Origin of the sequence: Streptomyces sp. PA03-6a (assembly GCF_033792765.1) — a bacterium.
GTDB lineage: Bacteria > Actinomycetota > Actinomycetes > Streptomycetales > Streptomycetaceae > Actinacidiphila.
Genome location: NZ_JARAVK010000002.1, coordinates 45,269 through 61,175, shown reverse-complemented (window position 1 = coordinate 61,175; position 15,907 = coordinate 45,269). Strand labels below are relative to the sequence as shown.

Below are 15,907 nucleotides of genomic sequence, written 5' to 3'. Positions count from 1 at the left end.
GAGAAGACTGGAGACACACATGGGAACCGACGCATCGCTCCCGGAGGGCGAACTTGCCGAGGTCCGTATCACCGCCGCCTCACCGGAAGTGGCACGACGCGTGGCCGAGGTACTGCGTACGTGGTTCGCGAGCACCGAACAACGCAGCTACCCCGCCGGCGTCACGGGCAGTGGCACCCGACTGCATCTGACGGTGGACACCGCCCACACCCCGGAGCGGCACAGCGGATTCCAGCGGTGGCTCGCCGCCGCTTCACGGACGGGTGGCTGAGGTGCCCATCGGCAGCATGCAGGCCACCCGCCCGGGGGCCGAAGAGGGGCCTGTCCGGGTCAGGCTGGTCCGGCGCGACCTGGGGCCGCACTGGCTGGACGGCGTGTGGTGGCCGCGGACGCACGATCTCGGCAAGGGCCTGCCCGGTCTGCTGGCGGCCCTGGACGAACGCTGGCCCGGCATCAGCCGCATCACGGTGAGCGGTCCGATGTGGCGCATGGGGCCACAGGAGTTCCGGTTCGGCGGCCGGAACATACACATCAACCGGGCCGCCGCGACCCCGCGGCCGAACACGATCTGTCTGGTGTCCTACGGGGTCGGCCGCTGCGACCTCCTGGTCGTGCCTCCGGGCGCGACGCCTGATGACGCGTGCCGCCTCATGGACTCCGTCGTCACTTCCGACGGCGCCCGCGCCGGGTGCCCGCCGAGGTGAGGGCCGCCGACGGTCAGACGTCGGTGGCGGCGGTAACGGTGTGGCAGGCGAATCCGAGGCGCGTCATGGCACGTGTGACCTCGGCCGCGGTGAAGTCCCGTCGGTCCTGGCGGGTGATCACGGCGCCCACCTGCTTGACGGGGTAGTACTGCTGCCCGATACGTACGGACTCGCCGGCCAGGGGTTCGGGGGAGACGCCGCTCATGGCCTGCTGCACCTCGCTGGGGGTGAGGTCGAAGGGGTAACCGGCGATGATGCAGCGCACTGGGTCTCCACACGATGGTCGGATGTACCTCGGGGAGTCAGCGTTGCACAGTGAGGCCGCCGGAGCGACAGGAGAAGGACACGAATAATTCGGTCTCCGTGATCCACCGCCGGCGGAGCATCTGTGTTAGCTTTTATGTGTTGCAGTTTTGGTACCCATGAACGTCATGTGCACCTGACCCACAGGTGCATTTTTGTTTTTCCGGTCCTTCCGGAGGGTCATTGCGGCGACAGGAGTCCGCGCAGTGTGGACTTCAGGCAACTGCTCCAGAAGGAGATGCTTCATCATGGCAACTGGCACCGTTAAGTGGTTCAACGCGGAAAAGGGCTTCGGCTTCATCGAGCAGGACGGCGGCGGCGCTGACGTCTTCGCCCACTACTCGAACATCGCCACCCAGGGCTTCCGCGAGCTCCAGGAGGGCCAGAAGGTGAGCTTCGACGTCACGCAGGGCCAGAAGGGCCCGCAGGCCGAGAACATCGTTCCGATCGGCTGACGTCGGAAAGCATCAGGGTCGGGGCCGGCACCCTTCGGGGGCCGGCCCCTTCCGCATTCCCCGGCCCTGTGGCCCCAGGCCTGCCCGTTTGAGTGTCGAATATTGGGCAGGGTTGCAGATAGGTCAATCATTCCTCTGGGGGTTGATGAAGGAAGGCCGTCATGGAGAAGAAGCACAGTAAGGGTCGGCAGGGCGCGAATCCGAGCCGGTCCAAGGGCGATGACCAGCACGGATGGTCGCAGGATGTGGACGCGACCCGTCAGGAGGAGAACCCGAGCGCGCATCGCTCCTTCCACCCGGACACCTATGCGCCGGGCGGGAAGAACCGCGAGCCGAGTCGGCAGGACATCGAGGACTCGCTGGAAGGCACGCCCGTGGAAGGCATCTCCCGCAGCGGCGAGGAACGGTCGGGGAAGTCCGGCAAGAGGGGCATCCAGGACACGGGGCGACGGGGCCCCTCGGGACGTCCCAGCGGGACGGAGGACGCCTCGGAAACCACCGGGGTGGACCCGCAGGAGCCGTCTGGCGGGCCTCCGCGTGGGAAGCGGGAGACGAATCCCTAGCCAGTCTCTCGACGCCGTCTCGCAGCAACACGATGGACGCGGGCCCATTCGGGGCCGGATCACGCACGTGTCCGTGCGATCCGGGTGATGGTGACGGTCACGGTGAGGGCCTCCCCGCTCCCGTGGGCCGTGACGAGCGGCATGAGTGACGCCCGGGTCCGGTCGTGGACCGTGCGGGCGACGTCCACGGCCCGGTGACCCTCGGCGAGGACGCAGCGTATCTCCACCTGCCAGCCCGAGCCGTCCGGGTCGCACGCCACGCGGATGCCCGACAGCGGCGAGGCGAACCTCTCGTGTGCTGCTCCCGGAACCGGGCGTGAAGCGGCTCGGGCGAGACGGCTGGCGAGAGTGGGCTGCAAGCCGAGCACCCCGTCGACCCCGAGGGCGGCCTCAGCGGCGCTCTGGCGAATGTCGGCAGGGTCGCAACCTGTCATGGGTCGGGTTCCAGCCCGCCCTGCGCGGGCTCCGAGATGCTCGCCGACCATGCGGCGTGGTGCACGTCGATCACCGTGACGTCTATCGCGGCCGCCAACAGGCCCAGCGCGTTGTGGGCGGCGTCCCGTACCGCGTGTCGCACCAGTGCCGCTGTCTCGGGCAGAGGGCGGTTCAGAGCGGCGGCCAGAGCGATGCTCACGCGTATGCCCGTCGGCTCGTCGGCCCGGGTGAGGCGACAACTGGCGGTCGTGACGCCGAGTACCGAGTCCGCGGCGCTCCGCAGCACGCCGGCCGCGGTGTGTTCGGCGATCCGCAGAGTGCGCGTGGGGTCGCCCAGCGGGAGCATCGGCCCCAGCAGTACCTCGTCACGGACGATGTCCATGACGCGGGAGACGAGGCTCTGTGTGCCGGGTGGTTCCTGCTCCCGCAGCGCCTGCGTCGCCCTGTCCAGTGCGGCCAGGCCGTCGACGGCATCGCGGCAGTAAGGGCACTCGGCGAGGTGGGGGTCCACGGGCGGACCGGTGTCCCTGGCCTGCTCCCAGGCGTGGCTGAGAGTGCGCCCGCAGGTGAGCACTTCGTCGCCGGTGTGACGGCGGACCTCGTCGAGAGGGCAGCCGTCCGCCGGAGGCCGGGGGGGATGGTCGTCTAGCGCCATGGGCCCAGTGCCTCCTTCAGGGTTCGTCGTGCTCGGTACAGTCGCCCGCGGACCGTTTGCTCGGTGGTGCCCGTGACGTGGGCGATCTGGGAGTAGGGGAGTCCGTGCAGTTCCCGCAGGATCCAGCAGATGCGCTGCTGCGGTTCCAGCGCGCCGAGCGCACCGGCCAGAGCGTCGGTGAGGGCGTCCTGTTCGGCTGCCCGCGCCGGCGAGCTCCGCATTCCGGGGGCGGCGGGTTCGGCCACCGAGTTCAACGGTACCGGGGCCGGCCGGTGGCGCAGGGAGTTCAGGCAGCGGTTGACGGTGATGCGGTACATCCAGGTCCTGAACGCCGCGCCATGACGGAAATCGGGCAGGCGCCGCCAGGCGCTGATGAAAGCGTCCTGAACGGCGTCCTCGGCGTCCTGCAGGTTGCCCAGCGTGTGGAAGGCCAGGGCGAGCAGCGGGCGGCTGTGACGCCGCACCAGGATCGCGAACGCCTCCTCGTCGCCTTCGCCGGCCCGGGTCGCGAGCAGGTCGTCCGGCGCGGACGGCAGGCCGTCGGCCAGGCCCGGGGGAACGGGGCCTGGGGGAACGGGACCCGGGGGCGTGCCGAGTGCGGCCGATCGGCGCGGGGAAGTGCCGGCGCTGTGCGTCATGACCGCACCTCCTCCCTGCGGTGTTACGCGTGCCCGGCTTCAGGCATGTGATGCCGGTTCGCGAATATGCATGACGAATTGCCTCCCGGATGTGTCCAAACCTGTGACGGGCGCCGTACCGGTGCCCGCAGCAACTGATCGAGGCGACTGCCATGACGGACACCACCGACCGTCCCTTCACCGGACAGGACGGCTCCGCCGGGACCGGGACGATGCTCAAGGGGCCGACCGGCGCGAACACCTCCCCCGAAACGCGGGGCCAGACCACCATCGCCGACGGCGTCGTGGCCAAGATCGCGGGAACTGCCGCTCGCGAGGTCCCCGGGATCCACAACCTCGGTGCGGGCATGGCCCGGGCCATGGGCGCCATGCGCGAACGCGTCCCCGGCGGCGGGACCGCAAGCGTAAGCCGCGGGGTGAAGGTCGAGGTGGGCGAGAGCCAGGCCGCGCTGGACCTCGACGTCGTCGTCGAGTACGGCTACGCCATCCCCGATGTGGCAGCAGAGGTCCGCGTCAGCGTCATCTCCGCCGTGGAACGCATGACCGGCCTTGAGGTCGTCGAGGTGAACCTCGTCGTCGACGACGTGAAGCTGCCCGACGAGGAAGAGGAAGACGAAACCGAGCCGGGCGAGGGCCGTGTCCGATGAACTCCGTCAGTGGGCCGTCAGCGGGTCCACCCACGCGGCACGAAGCGCGCCCGAGGCGGCGGCACACGCCGGCGCGGGACAGGTGAGTGAATCATGAATACAGCGACAGTGGGTCTGGCAGCCGGAATGGCACTGGGATTCGCGGGCTTCTTCGGCGGGTTCTGGGCCTTCCTCCTGGTAGCGGTCCTGGGCGCCGTGGGGTTGGGCGTCGGTCTCGTCCTGCAGGGTGACGCCGACGTGTTCACCCGGCGGCAGCGGGACGTGTCCGCCCGGCGGCCACGGTGAACACCAGCACCCGTGCCGCCGGTTCGTCCGGCCGTCCCCCCGGCGAGCCTGCGGAAGACGTCCACGGCCGCGTGCCGCCTGCCGCGCGTGGCGCGACGGTGATACCCGACCGGGTCGTGGCCCGCATCGCCGTCCGGGTCGCCGGCACGGCGCTGCGCCGACTCGTCGGCCCGAGGCAGCCGCGCACGGATCTGGCCGTACCGGGGGCTCGCGTGACCACGTACGGCGGGACGGCACAACTGGCGTTGTCGGTGGACCTTCCGTACCCCGCTGACATCGCCGTCACCTGCCGGCAACTGCAGCGCGAGGTCGCCGAACGGGTGGCCCAACTGACCGGGCTGGACGTCCGCGACGTCACGCTGACGATCCGGCGCCTGGCGACCGTCGGCGGCCCGGACCGCGTTCAGTGACCCCCGGCGCCTCGGCGGCGCCGGACGGAACCAGCCATCGTCACGCACGCACAGACCGAGGAGCCCCCCATGACTCTCCCCTCCGGTATCGCACCTCCCGGCCGCCATGCACCGCGGCCCAAGACCGAAAGAGCCGCAGACCCGGGCCGACCCGGCATCCGTGCTCCGGCGGCGAGGTCGCCGGCGCGCGACAGCCGTGGGGCGAGGTCACCTCGCCTGTGGTCGGCACGCCGCATCCCGGCCACCGTGGTGGCTCTGGTGGCAGCCTGCGCCTTCGGGGTGGTGCTGTACGACGTGATCGCCGTGCGTGCCGGGCAGCGCGCCGGGGCGTGGCGCACCCGCCTCGCCGACGAGTTGGCCAGCCGCCCGGTCGACGATCTGTGGCTGCTGCTCGGCGCCTGCGTCGCCGTCCTCCTCGGCCTGTGGCTGCTCGTCCTCGCGCTCACCCCAGGCCTGCGCCGGCAGTTGCCGCTGCGGGCCCCCGACGGCTGTACCGGACTGCGGGCCTGGCTGGACCGTCGGGGAGCCGAACTGGTGCTGCGCGACGCCGCGATGCGGGTCCCGGGCATAGCCCGAGCCCGGGTCCGGGTCGGACGCCGCCGCGTCATCGCCCGAGCGGACGTCCGCTTCCGCGACCCGGCGACCGTCCGCGACGACCTCACCCAGGCCTTGCAGGACCAGTGCCGCCAGCTCGCTCTGGCACATGCCCCACGGCTGACGGTCCGCCTACGACACCACACCCGTTGACCCCGCCCGGGAGCGCGCCATGAACGGCCGATCCACACTCAACCGCCTCCTCCTGGCCATCAGCGGCCTGGTGCTGCTGGGTGGCGGGCTGCTGATCCTCACCGCGGCTCTCGACCTCTACCGTCGGATTCACGTGGCTGCGCCCGCCGGCTGGCCGCTGACCACGCACAATGACGTCCTGCTCAGCAACGCCGACCGGATCCGGTGGAGCGACCAGGGCTGGTGGTGGTGGCCCGCCGTCATCGCCGGCCTCACCCTGGCGACCGTGCTGGCCCTCCTGTGGCTGCTCGCCCAGTTCCGCCGCCAACGTCCCGGCTCGGTGCACCTGGGCGGAACGCCTCCGCCCGATGGTGTCGAACTGCGCGGCCGCGCCCTCAGCGACGCCGTGGCCGCCGAAGCAAGCGCTCTGCCCGGCGTCGGGCGGGCGGGCGCCCACATGACCGGACGCCCGGCGCACCCCCGGCTCGACGTGGCCGTCACGCTGACGGATCACGCCGCACCCGCCCCGGTCCTGCAGGCGCTGTGTCACGGTCCGGTCGCGCACGCGCGCGAGAGCACCGGGTTGACCGAACTGCCCACCCGGGCGTGCTTCGACGTCGGCAGGCACAAAGCGCGCCGCGTCGAATAGGGCGCCCGGATCGGGCGCGCTGGGACACCGGCAAGGCCGCCCGCTCTGTCCCACGCCCCGTCAGGGACGCGGGGGGACGCGCAGGGCGAGGAGGGCGGTGTCGTCGCTGGCCCAGTCACCCGTGTGCTCGGCGATGAGGTCGCCGAGGTGGGTGACGATGCCCCGCGCATCCATTCCTCGGCAGCCGGCGAAAGCGGCGGCCAGTGCTTCCTCGCCGAACTGCGGCCGGGCGCCGGAAGATGCGGTGCGACGGGCCCGGGCCTCGGTGGCGCCGTCGGTGTAGAGCAGCAGGGCGTCGCCCGGGGCCAGCCGGAACGGGACGTCGGTCAGCCTGACGTCGGCGAGGATGCCCAGCAGGCTTCCGGACCGTCCGACTTCCTGGATGCGGCCGTTGGCCCTGCGGATCAGGGCCGGGGGGTGTCCAGCGGTGCACAGCCGCCCCGCGATTCCCACGGGTGTGGTGCGGAAAGTGGCATAGACGGCGGTCAGGAACCGCTCTCCCTTGCGCTGCTCCATGAGGGCGGAGTTGAGGTGATCGAGCACTGAGGCGGGGGACTTGTGCTGGGTGGCCTCGGCGCGCAGGGTGTAGCGGGCCAGGGCGGTGACCTTGGCCGCTTCGGTGCCCTTCCCGCACACGTCGCCCATCACGGTGCACCACCAAGGCCCCTTGGCCCGGAAAAGGTCGTAGAAGTCGCCCACCACGGCGCTGCCACCGGCCGCCGGCAAGTACGAGGCGGCCGTCTCCAGGCCGGGGACCTTCTGCAGTACCGGGGGCAGCAGGCTGTCCTGGAGGCTGCGGGCCAGCGTGCTTGCGGTCTCCAGGGCGTCCTGGGCAACGGCCAGCGAGGTGCGCAGGTTGATCTCGTTGCTGGCCGCGCGGGCGATCGTGGCCAGTTCGGCCAGTTCCTGGGGCTGCCAGGCGTGCGGATTCTCATCCACCACGCTCATGCTGCCCAGCACCTCCCCGCCCGGGGCGAGGATCGGGTACCCGGCCCAGGCTCCGATCTTCATCCGGGTGACCGCGGGATGGCCGCTCGTGCGGGGGTCGGCAGCGGCGTCCGCGACCACGAACGGCTCCCCGTGCCGGCCGACCACAAAGAGGCAGAAACTCTCCTGGACGGGGATCTGCCGCTCGGCCACCTCCCCGGCGTCCACCCCGACGCAGGACTTCCAGAACGAACGACGCTCGTCGACCAGGGTGATGAATGCCCGCCCGCAGCCGGTCACCGAGGCCGCGAGCTGGGCCAGGTCGTCGAATGCCGCCTCGGGGCCGGTGTCCAGCAACCCGGTCGCCTCCACCGCGGCCAGCCGCCGTCGGTCGGAAAGTGCCACGGGCAGGCCGTCGGGCCGCGTCTCGCCTGGGATCGCGAGGCCCTCATGCAAACGTCTCCGTGCCCCCACGACCGCCTCCGGTACGTCAGAAAGTGTTGGATCGATCGCACACCGTCATCGACTGGACGGTCACACGACCACCGTAGCCACCAGCGGTCCGGCGCCGGGGACAAGGAGGACGATCGCCGGTGTGGGGCGGCGGTGCTGCCGTCCATGGGACCACCATGGAGGCTCGTGTCCTCGCTGCGAACAGGGAGGCCTCGGAGCACCGTCAGCGCCGGCACGCGCACGCGACCGCGGGTCAGCTCGCCTTCTCCCGCTCGCGGACGTCGTTCTCCACGGCGTCGGCCAGCCTGCCGAGCATGCTGCGGTGGCGGAGCTGGATCAATGCGTCAAGCGCCGCGTTGTGGAGAAGGCCGCCAGGGCCCCGCAGCGGATGTTCGTCGAGGATGATCAGGGTGTCCTCGCCCCATGGACGGAGCTCGATCGCGATGCGCGCGGTGCCGAGCCATCCGGCCTCGGCCTCCAGTTCCAGTTGCCGGGGCGGCCGGCAGACGCGGACGACCGTCTGCCCCTTTGCGACCAGGGGTCCCACGTTCACGCTGTACTCGATGGAGGACCCGACGTGCGGCCACCGGTCGTCGCTCTGTTGGGAATGCGAGGGGCCGAGGACCCACTCGCCGTAGCGCGAGCCGTCGGCGAGGGCGGCCCACACCTCCTCTGGGGATCCGCCCACCAAACGGTGCTGTACGGCCATGAACTCCTCCCGTATAGGCTTGTCACTGCTGATCAGAGGCCGGAATCCACTCCTGCGTGAAGGCGTACGTCCCCTTGCTGCCGGGCCCCCGGCTGCGGCTGCCGGAAGGGATCGACGCTGTGGACAGCCTGGGCCCGCCCGGTCGGGGCCCGGGCCTCGTGGGGGTATTCACACGGCCGGCCGGGCGGACACTTCCCACGCTACGCTCCACGGACCCCGCTGCGCATGCCAGGAACCGCAGGTCACATGCCGGTCAGACGGCGGTCAGGGCGATCGCCGCGTAGTGGGTCGTGAAAGCAGCCAGGGTGAAGGTGTGGAACACCTCGTGGAACCCGAACCAGCGCGGCGAGGGGTCGGGTCGCTTCGTCGCGTACACCACTGCGCCTGCGGTGTAGAGAACTCCGCCGGTGACGATCAGGACCACGACCACGGGCCCGCCGACGCGCAGGAAGTCCGGTAGGAGGAAAGCGCCGGATCAGCCGAGCGCAAGGTAGCAGGGGGTGGACAGCCAGCGGGGTGCCCCCACCCACAGCACCCGGAAGGCGACTCCGGCGAGCGCGCCGGCCCACATGAGTCCCAGCAGGACGGCTCGTCTGTGCTGGGGAAGAAGGACCACGGTCAGGGGTGTGTAGGTGCCGGCGATGATGACGAAGATGTTGGCGTGGTCCAGTCGGCGCAGGACCGCCTCCCCGCGAGGACGCCAGGTGCCGCGGTGGTAGAGCGCGCTGGTGCCGAACAGCAGCCACGCGGAGGCGGAGTAGATCCCACAGGCGAGCGTCGTCAGAGTTGTGCGTGCAAGGCAGATCAGCGCGATGCCCGCGATGAGTGAGGCCGGAAACATACCGGCGTGCAACCAGCCACGGAGTCTCGGTTTCAGCGGTTCCATGGCCCCGGCGGCCGCCTCCGCCATCTCGCCGACCTGGTGGGCGGCCCCCGCGGCTCCGCGTCCGGGCGCCTCGGCGAGACCGACCGCTCGCTGGCGCGTCCCCTTTGCCCTGTGACCAGGAACTGCGCTGGTGGGTACGGCGTGGGCTGTGAAGTCCGGCTGCATCAGAGGCCGCTGGACGTCATCTGCGCACATACATCCCATGCTAGGAGCCCGCCCACGTCGGCGCATGAGGTGGCAAGGCGACTCACGGACCGCGGAGGCGCGGATCGGGTGGCCGCCATTCTCCATGGCGTTCCGCCCTCCGCATGCGCCTGCTGACGTCACAACCCAGACTGGAGATAGCGGAGCGAGCAGCGCGGCCACTGCGCGCCACCCCGTGCGGACGCTTCGCCCTGACGAGCGAGCCCCCGTTCCCGGCGACGGCGGGCGCCAGCCGGAACACCAGCTCGGTAACCCTCTCGAAGGGAAACTCGATGAACGACGTACCCAAAGTCGCTCTTGCTGTCGCGGTCGCCGGAGGTTACATCCTCGGCCGGACCAAGAAGGGGCGGCTGGCCTTCGGCATCGCGACCTACCTGGCCGGACGGCGGGTCGGCCTCGAACCCCAACAGCTGCTGACGGAAGGGGTCAAGAGGCTGCGTGAACTTCCTCAATTCGAAGAACTCAGCGAGCAGCTACGCGGTGAGGCTTTGAAAGCCGGCCGCCAGGCGATGGGCGCGGTTGCCGACCGCAAGCTCTCGGCGCTGGCCGACTCCCTGCAAGCACGTACTGAGCGCATAGGCAAGCGCAAGGAAGAGGAGCCGGAAGAGGAGGAGCCCGAGGACGAATACGAGGAGGAAGAGGAGGAGCCCGAGGAGGAGCCCGAGGAGGAGGAAGAAGAAGAGGAGGAGACATCCGAGGGTGAGGCAGAGACGGAAGAGGAGGAGCCGGAGAAGCCCGAGCCCAGGCGCCGCCGGCCAGCTCGCAAGGACGCGGGCCGGGATGAGGGTGCTCGCGGTGGTGGTGGAACCCGCCGCCCCGCCAAGACGGCTCCCCACAAGGCGCCGGCCAGGAAGACAACAGGGAAGAAGACGGCGCCCGCGAAGAAGACGACGGCGGCGAAGAAGTCCTCCGCTCCCGCGAAGAAGACGGCAGCTGCGAAGAAGGCCTCCGCTCCGGCCAAGAGGACGGCGGCGAAGAAGACGGCGGCGAAGAAGGCATCCACACGGCGGAGGTAGGCCCATGGCCGGCACGACACGCGAAGGCGAACAGGGCTCGGGGCTCGACCAGTTGCGCGGCGCGTTCACGAGCTTCCTGGGGGCCCAGGTACAGAATCTGGCGGACAAGGCCACGGACAAACTCGGCGACGTCACCAGCGGGCTCCAGGGTGTGGCTGACGGGGGCGGCGTGCTCCCCAAGGCGGGCCTGCGAATGCTCCAAGGGGACTCACCGGTGAAGGCTCTGATCGGTGAGAAGGCGAAGAGCATCAAGGACAACGTCGTCGACAAGGTCAAGGGGGTGTTCGGCGGCGGAGGGGGCAAGGGCCGTAAGTCCGGTACGCCCAAGGTCATGAACATCATTGAAGTACTGGACGTGGGCGTGCCGTTGCGCTTCGCCTACGACCACTGGACTCAGTACGAGAAGTTCAGCAGCTTCACCAAGGGCGTCCGCAGCGCGTCACGGGGCAAGGAGGCGGACAGCGACTGGAAGGTCAAGGTGGGTCCGTCGACCCGCGGGTGGAAGGCCACGACGCAGGAGCAGGTGCCGGACGAACGCATCGTCTGGACCTCGGAGGGTGCCAAGGGCACCACGCGCGGTTGCGTGAGCTTCCACGAATTGGCACCCAGCCTCACCCGCATCGTGCTCGTGGTCGAGTACTACCCCTCTGGCCTCTTCGAGAAGACCGGAAACGTCTGGCGCGCGCAAGGGCGTCGTCTGCGCCTGGACTTCAAGCACTTCCAGCGTTACGTGACCCTTACCGACGAGGAAGCGGACGGCTGGCGCGGCGAGATCCGCGACGGCGAAGTGGTCCGGACGCACGAGGAAGCCATCGAGGAAGAAGAGCAGGCCGCCGAAGAGGAAGGCGCGGAGGAGCCTGACGAGTACGAAGGCGAGGACGAGTACCCCGAGGGCGAAGAGGGGGAGGAAGAGGAAGAGGAGGGCGAGTACCCCGAGGACGAAGAGGAAGAGGAGGGCGAGTACGCCGAGGACGAAGAGGAGGGCGACGAAGAGGAAGACGAAGAGGAAGAGGAGGGCGAGTACCCCGAGGACGAAGAGGAGGGCGACGAAGAGGAAGACGAAGAGGAAGAGGAGGACGAGTACCCCGAGGACGAAGCAGAGGAGGGCGAGGAAGAAGAGGACGAAGAGCAGAGTCCTGATCGCTCCTCCGGGCGGGCACGTGGCGGCCGCAGGCGGCGATGATCAGTCACCCCCCCAGGAGGACGCGGGCTCAGGAGTCGGTGAGCATCTCCGCACGGAGCTTGGACAGCAGCCGCGAGAGCAGCCGGGACACGTGCATCTGGGAGAGCCCGAGTTCGACGCCGATCGGGGACTGGGTCAACTCCCGGCCGAACCGCATCTGCAAGAGGACACGTTCGCGCTCACCCAACTGGTCCAGCATGGGGGCGAGCGCCCGCAGGTCTTCGACCTTCTCGATCGCCGGATCGCAGGCACCTATCGTGTCGGCGTAGGAGCGGATGCCACCCTCACCCTCCTCGTCAGTGGGCAGATCGAGGGAACCGGCGCTGTAGCCGTTGGCGGCGACCATACCCTCGATGACCTCCTCCTCGCCGATCTCCAGGTACGCCGGCAGTTCCGCGACACTGGGCGGGGCGTCGAGGACCGCAGTGAGGTGGTCACGAGCCTTGGCCAGCTCCACCCGCAACTCCTGCAGGCGTCGCGGCACGTGCACGGCCCAGGAGGTGTCGCGGAAGAACCGCTTCATCTCTCCGACGATGTAGGGAACGGCGAAGGTCGTGAACTCGACCTCGCGGCTCAGGTCGAACCGGTCGATGGCCTTGATCAGGCCAATGGTGCCGACCTGCAGGATGTCCTCCTGCTCCTCGGGACCGCGGCTGCGGAATCGACAGGCAGCGAAGTGGACCAGGGACACGTTCATCTCGATCAGCGTGTTGCGCGCGTAGCTGTACTCGGCTGTGCCCTCTTCAATGCTCTGCAGCCGGTCGAAGAACAGCTTCGACAACTGGCGGGCATCCTTCGGCGCGATGTGGCCGGCGTCCTCGATCCACGGCAGACCCGCGTCCTGGAGGGCCCGTGTGGGCATCGATCCCACAGGGGGCTCGATGACGTCCGTGGACTGCCGCGTGGATACCGTCACGTCATCACCCTTGAACCCCTTGGGTGAAATAGATGGCCAGTCGCCTATTTCGCCGTGGTCGATCCACCCGCGCGCCCATGGGGTGCAGGCGGGCGGGGGGATCGGCCAACCGGCCTCGCGCCACAGCAGCGTGTGCAGCAGTACGAGCATCGCGTGACGAGGCCTCAGCACCGCCTGTCGCTCCCGGCCTGCCGTCGGCGACGTCTTTCCTGCACGAGTCGCGGGCCGCCTTCGAGGCGCCACCCTCTGGATGCTGCGTGCATGGTCAAGATCTCATGCGCCGCCGCGCAAGCTTCGCCGCTCTGCCTCGCCTACGGTCGTGGCGCGACGACCACCGGACCCCCGATGAGCGTCCGCCCCGGCGGCCGCCGCAGCCTCCCACCAACAGGGCGGGCGCATGGGAAAGGAGAGGTGCGGCATGACCGATCTCGAGCAATTCGACGAGATGCCAGTGGTACGGCTCGTACCCATCGCGGGGGCATTGCTGGGGGTACTCACGATCTGCGCGGCCGTTCCCTTGCGCGGTCGGGTGAGGACCGCCTGCCGTCTCCTGCAGCTGGTTGCGGCACCGGCGGCGGCCGTGGCATGCGGCAGGCTGCTCCGGCTGTACCGCCGGCGGGTGGCCAGTGCCCTCGCCGTCTCCGACGCCGTGCAGGATGTGCTGCTGCGACCGCTTCCCTCGCGCGTCGGCGGCCTCGATGTCGCTTCCGTCTACCGCGCCTGCGGCGGACAAGTCCGGGTGGGCGGGGACCTCTACGCGGTCGCCCGGGCCGACGCGGCGACCCGCATCATCATCGGCGACGTCCGGGGGAGAGGACTGCCCTCGTTCCTCGACGTCATCGCCATCCTCGGAGCCTTTCGCGAATGGGCGCCGCAGCCGGTCTCCCTGGTCGAGCTGTCCACCCGCCTGGAGGAGAGTTTCCTGCGGTACCTGGCCGACGCGGACGACGACGCACGCTGCGACGCGGACGAACGCTTCGCGACGGCACTGATCCTGGAGGTGCCGGACGGTGAGCCCGGCGCCCGCATGGTCAACTTCGGCCATCCGCCCCCGGTGCGGGCACGCCCGGGAGAACTGGTCCTGCTGCCCGGCACGCCCTGCCCGCCGCTCGGGCTCAGCCCGCTGTGCGACATCCGCGCCCATGAGAACGCCTTCGAACTCGGCCCCCAAGACACGCTGTTGCTGTACACCGACGGTCTCATCGAGGCCCGTGACTGCAGCGGGATCTCCTTCCCGCTCCTGGAACGCGCCACCTCGTGGACGTGGCATGACCAGCACCGTTTCTGTCATGAGCGCCTGCACAACGTCCTGGCGGAGATCCTCGAGGACATCGTCGCTCATTGCGGTGCCCTGCCGGCCGACGATCTCGCGATGATCGCGCTGGCCCGCCACGGAGAGGGGGGCGGCGCGGTCCTTCCCTGCCCGGCGGACCCCGACCCGTCGGAAGGCGTCAGGTCCATGCGGCGGCGCTGATCACGAACGGCGCCTCGTCGTAGCCGCCGGTCGAGCGTGCCAGGGAAGGTCGGCGAGGGCCATGCGGCGCCACGCGGCCGGGGAGATGCCGTAGGCGGCACGAAAGGTCCGGCTGAAGTGCGCGGGACTGGCGAAACCCCATCGCTGCGCAATCGTCGCCACCGTCAACCCGGCCAGGTCAGGACGTGCGAGATCCTCGCGGCAGGCTTCCAGCCGCTGGTGGTGGATCCATCGGCTGACGGTCATGTCCTCGCCCTGGAACAACTTGTGCAGATAGCGCACGGAGATGTGGTGCGCGGCCGCGATCACGGCCGGAGAGAGTTCCGGTCGGCCGAGGTGGGCCTTGATGTAGTCGCGCACGAGCAGCCGCATCGTCTCCTCGGCGGTGGGCGTGACGTCCGCGTTGAGTCGGCCGTCGTGTGCCACCAGCGCGGTCAGCACGTCGAGCATCCCCCGCTCCAGGTGCTGCTGCGCTCCTGCCAGGCAGGTCTCGGACTCCGCCGCCGCGGCGAGCCTGGTCACGTACGCGGCGAGGATTCCGCCGATGTAGTGGGTGGGGTGATACGCCTGCCCGGTGACGCGGGCCAGATGCGCATCGGGAAGGTCCAGCATCTCGAGTGGGATGGAGGCGATGTTCTGACGGAAGCTGCCGGGAAAGTCCCTGAAGAAGGGTCGCCGGGAGTCGAGCAGGACCAGTTCCCCGGGGGTGAGGAGGGTCTCGCGTCCGTCCTGCGCCACGACGCTGCTGCCTGCTTCCTGCAGGCTCACGATGAGCGCGTTGCCGGTGTCGTTGGCGATGATCCCTCTGGTCCGGGCCATCCGTTGAGGGCTTGCCTCGACGTGGCCCACATGGATGGCACCGACCGAGGCCAACCACAGGGACCCGCACAACGTGCCGTCCTCTGGAGGCCGGATCTCAAGCCTGGTGACTGCCTGGTGGACTGCGTCCGTCCAGTACTCCGCCTTCTCGTGGGGCGGAAGGATGTTCGTGCGAAATGCCTGGTTCACGATGTCACCGCGTCAGCGAAAGCAAAATCTGATGACGGCCCGGGCACTTTCGGTGACGTGCCCGAGGCTGCCGCCAGCTCCAACAGGGGCATGCTAAATCGTTTCACCCGGATATGGGCCGAATCGAGAAAATACTGCGGTTTGTCCGCAGGGCACGCTCTTGTGATCCCTCGGGCGACTTGCTTGCCGCGTCAAGCAATATGTAGGGTTATTGCATCAACCTGCGGGGAGGTCATGGGCGCGATCGGGCGGAGAGCGCCTGCCGCCAGGTTGTGGGGATGGAGCGGCCCGCCGGTACCCGGCGGGCCGCCCGCATGTCGCCGGGCCGCGCCGGAGCAAGTCGCGCCGGGGCCGACCTCCCGTCCCCACGAAGCAGGGTGCGGTGCGGGCCCTTCCGCTGGGAAGGGCTCGGCCGGTGCTCGTGGCTCCGTGGGACGGGTCCTCGTCGTCGTCCACGAGGGGCACGTCGCGGGTGTCATCGGCGCCCGCCGGCTCATGCCCCAGCACTACGGGGTCCGGCGCGGGCACCGCGGTCGGGGCTACGGCCGCGCGCTGTGGTGGGCGGCGATGGACTGGGGGAGCGTCCACGGAGCCTGACGGCGCGTAGCCAGCACAGGCCCTCGTGCGCCGTCGGTGCTTCCGCGTGCCCCATCCCTCATTC

The 15,907-nt window shown here is 69.8% G+C and carries 21 protein-coding genes and 1 pseudogene; 13 read left to right on the top strand and 9 right to left on the bottom strand.

Annotated features, from left to right (window positions below; genetic code table 11):
* Positions 1 to 19: 19 nt before the first annotated feature.
* Together PV350_RS00900 and PV350_RS00895 are read left to right on the top strand one after the other, a co-directional pair.
* Positions 20 to 271, top strand: coding sequence for a hypothetical protein (locus PV350_RS00900; protein WP_499509781.1), 252 nt, complete (start codon positions 20 to 22; stop codon positions 269 to 271).
* A 1-nt stretch (position 272) separates the two neighbouring features.
* Entirely contained in the window at positions 273 to 704 is a 432-nt protein-coding gene (locus tag PV350_RS00895; RefSeq protein ID WP_499509780.1) for a DUF5994 family protein, read from the top strand.
* Positions 705 to 717: 13 nt separating this feature from the next.
* On the opposite strand, the gene PV350_RS00890 is transcribed toward PV350_RS00895, so the two are convergent.
* Positions 718 to 969: an SCO5918 family protein gene (locus PV350_RS00890; RefSeq protein WP_499509779.1), complete on the bottom strand. Its 252-nt coding sequence runs from the start codon at positions 967 to 969 to the stop codon at positions 718 to 720.
* A 286-nt stretch (positions 970 to 1,255) separates the two neighbouring features.
* Between PV350_RS00890 and PV350_RS00885 the strand changes: the two genes are divergently transcribed.
* Positions 1,256 to 1,462, top strand: coding sequence for a cold-shock protein (locus tag PV350_RS00885; RefSeq protein ID WP_499509778.1), 207 nt, complete (start codon positions 1,256 to 1,258; stop codon positions 1,460 to 1,462).
* Positions 1,463 to 1,623: 161 nt separating this feature from the next.
* Complete coding sequence (locus PV350_RS00880; RefSeq protein WP_500332505.1) at positions 1,624 to 2,025, top strand: hypothetical protein; 402 nt, start codon at positions 1,624 to 1,626, stop codon at positions 2,023 to 2,025.
* 59 nt (positions 2,026 to 2,084) lie between these two features.
* On the opposite strand, the gene PV350_RS00875 is transcribed toward PV350_RS00880, so the two are convergent.
* From PV350_RS00875 to PV350_RS00865, 3 genes are read right to left on the bottom strand one after another with little or no spacing between them, the layout of a single operon-like run.
* A complete protein-coding gene (locus tag PV350_RS00875; protein ID WP_499509776.1) occupies positions 2,085 to 2,459 on the bottom strand; it encodes an Asp23/Gls24 family envelope stress response protein in 375 nt (124 codons plus the stop codon).
* A complete protein-coding gene (locus tag PV350_RS00870; protein WP_499509775.1) occupies positions 2,456 to 3,115 on the bottom strand; it encodes an Asp23/Gls24 family envelope stress response protein in 660 nt (219 codons plus the stop codon). Before PV350_RS00870 ends, PV350_RS00875 begins: the two co-directional genes overlap by 4 nt.
* The gene (locus tag PV350_RS00865; RefSeq protein ID WP_499509774.1) at positions 3,106 to 3,753 is read right to left on the bottom strand and encodes an RNA polymerase sigma factor; all 648 of its coding nucleotides are present in this window, start codon (positions 3,751 to 3,753) and stop codon (positions 3,106 to 3,108) included. The genes PV350_RS00870 and PV350_RS00865 overlap by 10 nt, the downstream gene beginning before the upstream one ends.
* A gap of 152 nt (positions 3,754 to 3,905) precedes the next feature.
* On the opposite strand from PV350_RS00865, the gene PV350_RS00860 reads away from it, so the two are divergent.
* From PV350_RS00860 to PV350_RS00840, 5 genes are all read left to right on the top strand, one after another.
* Complete coding sequence (locus PV350_RS00860) at positions 3,906 to 4,400, top strand: Asp23/Gls24 family envelope stress response protein (RefSeq protein ID WP_499509773.1); 495 nt, start codon at positions 3,906 to 3,908, stop codon at positions 4,398 to 4,400.
* Between the two features lie 93 nt (positions 4,401 to 4,493).
* Positions 4,494 to 4,685 carry a hypothetical protein gene (locus tag PV350_RS00855; RefSeq protein ID WP_499509772.1) on the top strand — a complete coding sequence of 64 codons (192 nt, stop codon included), beginning with the start codon at positions 4,494 to 4,496 and terminating at the stop codon, positions 4,683 to 4,685.
* Positions 4,682 to 5,095 (top strand): Asp23/Gls24 family envelope stress response protein, encoded by a 414-nt coding sequence (locus PV350_RS00850; RefSeq protein ID WP_499509771.1) that lies wholly within the window; start codon positions 4,682 to 4,684, stop codon positions 5,093 to 5,095. Before PV350_RS00855 ends, PV350_RS00850 begins: the two co-directional genes overlap by 4 nt.
* 258 nt (positions 5,096 to 5,353) lie before the next feature.
* Positions 5,354 to 5,842, top strand: a complete 489-nt coding sequence (locus PV350_RS00845) for a DUF6286 domain-containing protein (protein ID WP_500332504.1) — start codon at positions 5,354 to 5,356, stop codon at positions 5,840 to 5,842.
* Between the two features lie 19 nt (positions 5,843 to 5,861).
* Positions 5,862 to 6,470: an Asp23/Gls24 family envelope stress response protein gene (locus PV350_RS00840; RefSeq protein WP_499509769.1), complete on the top strand. Its 609-nt coding sequence runs from the start codon at positions 5,862 to 5,864 to the stop codon at positions 6,468 to 6,470.
* Between the two features lie 60 nt (positions 6,471 to 6,530).
* Here the strand turns inward: PV350_RS00840 and PV350_RS00835 are convergent, their stop codons facing one another.
* From PV350_RS00835 to trhA, 3 genes and pseudogenes are all read right to left on the bottom strand, one after another.
* Positions 6,531 to 7,802, bottom strand: a complete 1,272-nt coding sequence (locus PV350_RS00835; protein WP_499509768.1) for a PP2C family protein-serine/threonine phosphatase — start codon at positions 7,800 to 7,802, stop codon at positions 6,531 to 6,533.
* 301 nt (positions 7,803 to 8,103) lie between these two features.
* Complete coding sequence (locus PV350_RS00830; protein WP_500332503.1) at positions 8,104 to 8,559, bottom strand: SRPBCC family protein; 456 nt, start codon at positions 8,557 to 8,559, stop codon at positions 8,104 to 8,106.
* A 253-nt stretch (positions 8,560 to 8,812) separates the two neighbouring features.
* Positions 8,813 to 9,469: pseudogene (trhA, locus tag PV350_RS00825) on the bottom strand (PAQR family membrane homeostasis protein TrhA).
* A gap of 452 nt (positions 9,470 to 9,921) precedes the next feature.
* Here trhA and PV350_RS00820 point away from each other — a divergent pair.
* Positions 9,922 to 10,665 carry a histone protein gene (locus PV350_RS00820; protein WP_500332502.1) on the top strand — a complete coding sequence of 248 codons (744 nt, stop codon included), beginning with the start codon at positions 9,922 to 9,924 and terminating at the stop codon, positions 10,663 to 10,665.
* 4 nt (positions 10,666 to 10,669) lie between these two features.
* Positions 10,670 to 11,848, top strand: coding sequence for an SRPBCC family protein (locus PV350_RS00815; RefSeq protein WP_500332501.1), 1,179 nt, complete (start codon positions 10,670 to 10,672; stop codon positions 11,846 to 11,848).
* Positions 11,849 to 11,876: 28 nt separating this feature from the next.
* Here PV350_RS00815 and PV350_RS00810 read toward each other — a convergent pair whose 3' ends face one another.
* The gene (locus PV350_RS00810; RefSeq protein ID WP_500332526.1) at positions 11,877 to 12,710 is read right to left on the bottom strand and encodes a SigB/SigF/SigG family RNA polymerase sigma factor; all 834 of its coding nucleotides are present in this window, start codon (positions 12,708 to 12,710) and stop codon (positions 11,877 to 11,879) included.
* 472 nt (positions 12,711 to 13,182) lie between these two features.
* On the opposite strand from PV350_RS00810, the gene PV350_RS00805 reads away from it, so the two are divergent.
* Entirely contained in the window at positions 13,183 to 14,238 is a 1,056-nt protein-coding gene (locus PV350_RS00805; protein WP_500332500.1) for a PP2C family protein-serine/threonine phosphatase, read from the top strand.
* Here the strand turns inward: PV350_RS00805 and PV350_RS00800 are convergent, their stop codons facing one another.
* Positions 14,239 to 15,246: a helix-turn-helix domain-containing protein gene (locus PV350_RS00800; RefSeq protein ID WP_500332499.1), complete on the bottom strand. Its 1,008-nt coding sequence runs from the start codon at positions 15,244 to 15,246 to the stop codon at positions 14,239 to 14,241.
* A 429-nt stretch (positions 15,247 to 15,675) separates the two neighbouring features.
* Between PV350_RS00800 and PV350_RS00795 the strand changes: the two genes are divergently transcribed.
* Positions 15,676 to 15,843 (top strand): GNAT family N-acetyltransferase, encoded by a 168-nt coding sequence (locus PV350_RS00795; RefSeq protein WP_499509762.1) that lies wholly within the window; start codon positions 15,676 to 15,678, stop codon positions 15,841 to 15,843.
* Positions 15,844 to 15,907 lie beyond the last annotated feature (64 nt).

Coding starts and splice junctions, on each gene's coding strand:
- PV350_RS00805 (WP_500332500.1), top strand. CDS start 13,183: ATGACCGATCTCGAGCAATTCGACGAGATGCCAGTGGTACGGCTCGTA.
- PV350_RS00870 (WP_499509775.1), bottom strand. CDS start 3,115: ATGGCGCTAGACGACCATCCCCCCCGGCCTCCGGCGGACGGCTGCCCT.
- PV350_RS00900 (WP_499509781.1), top strand. CDS start 20: ATGGGAACCGACGCATCGCTCCCGGAGGGCGAACTTGCCGAGGTCCGT.
- PV350_RS00810 (WP_500332526.1), bottom strand. CDS start 12,710: ATGCCCACACGGGCCCTCCAGGACGCGGGTCTGCCGTGGATCGAGGAC.
- PV350_RS00860 (WP_499509773.1), top strand. CDS start 3,906: ATGACGGACACCACCGACCGTCCCTTCACCGGACAGGACGGCTCCGCC.
- PV350_RS00865 (WP_499509774.1), bottom strand. CDS start 3,753: ATGACGCACAGCGCCGGCACTTCCCCGCGCCGATCGGCCGCACTCGGC.
- PV350_RS00855 (WP_499509772.1), top strand. CDS start 4,494: ATGAATACAGCGACAGTGGGTCTGGCAGCCGGAATGGCACTGGGATTC.
- PV350_RS00820 (WP_500332502.1), top strand. CDS start 9,922: ATGAACGACGTACCCAAAGTCGCTCTTGCTGTCGCGGTCGCCGGAGGT.
- PV350_RS00815 (WP_500332501.1), top strand. CDS start 10,670: ATGGCCGGCACGACACGCGAAGGCGAACAGGGCTCGGGGCTCGACCAG.
- PV350_RS00880 (WP_500332505.1), top strand. CDS start 1,624: ATGGAGAAGAAGCACAGTAAGGGTCGGCAGGGCGCGAATCCGAGCCGG.
- PV350_RS00875 (WP_499509776.1), bottom strand. CDS start 2,459: ATGACAGGTTGCGACCCTGCCGACATTCGCCAGAGCGCCGCTGAGGCC.
- PV350_RS00885 (WP_499509778.1), top strand. CDS start 1,256: ATGGCAACTGGCACCGTTAAGTGGTTCAACGCGGAAAAGGGCTTCGGC.
- PV350_RS00840 (WP_499509769.1), top strand. CDS start 5,862: ATGAACGGCCGATCCACACTCAACCGCCTCCTCCTGGCCATCAGCGGC.
- PV350_RS00830 (WP_500332503.1), bottom strand. CDS start 8,559: ATGGCCGTACAGCACCGTTTGGTGGGCGGATCCCCAGAGGAGGTGTGG.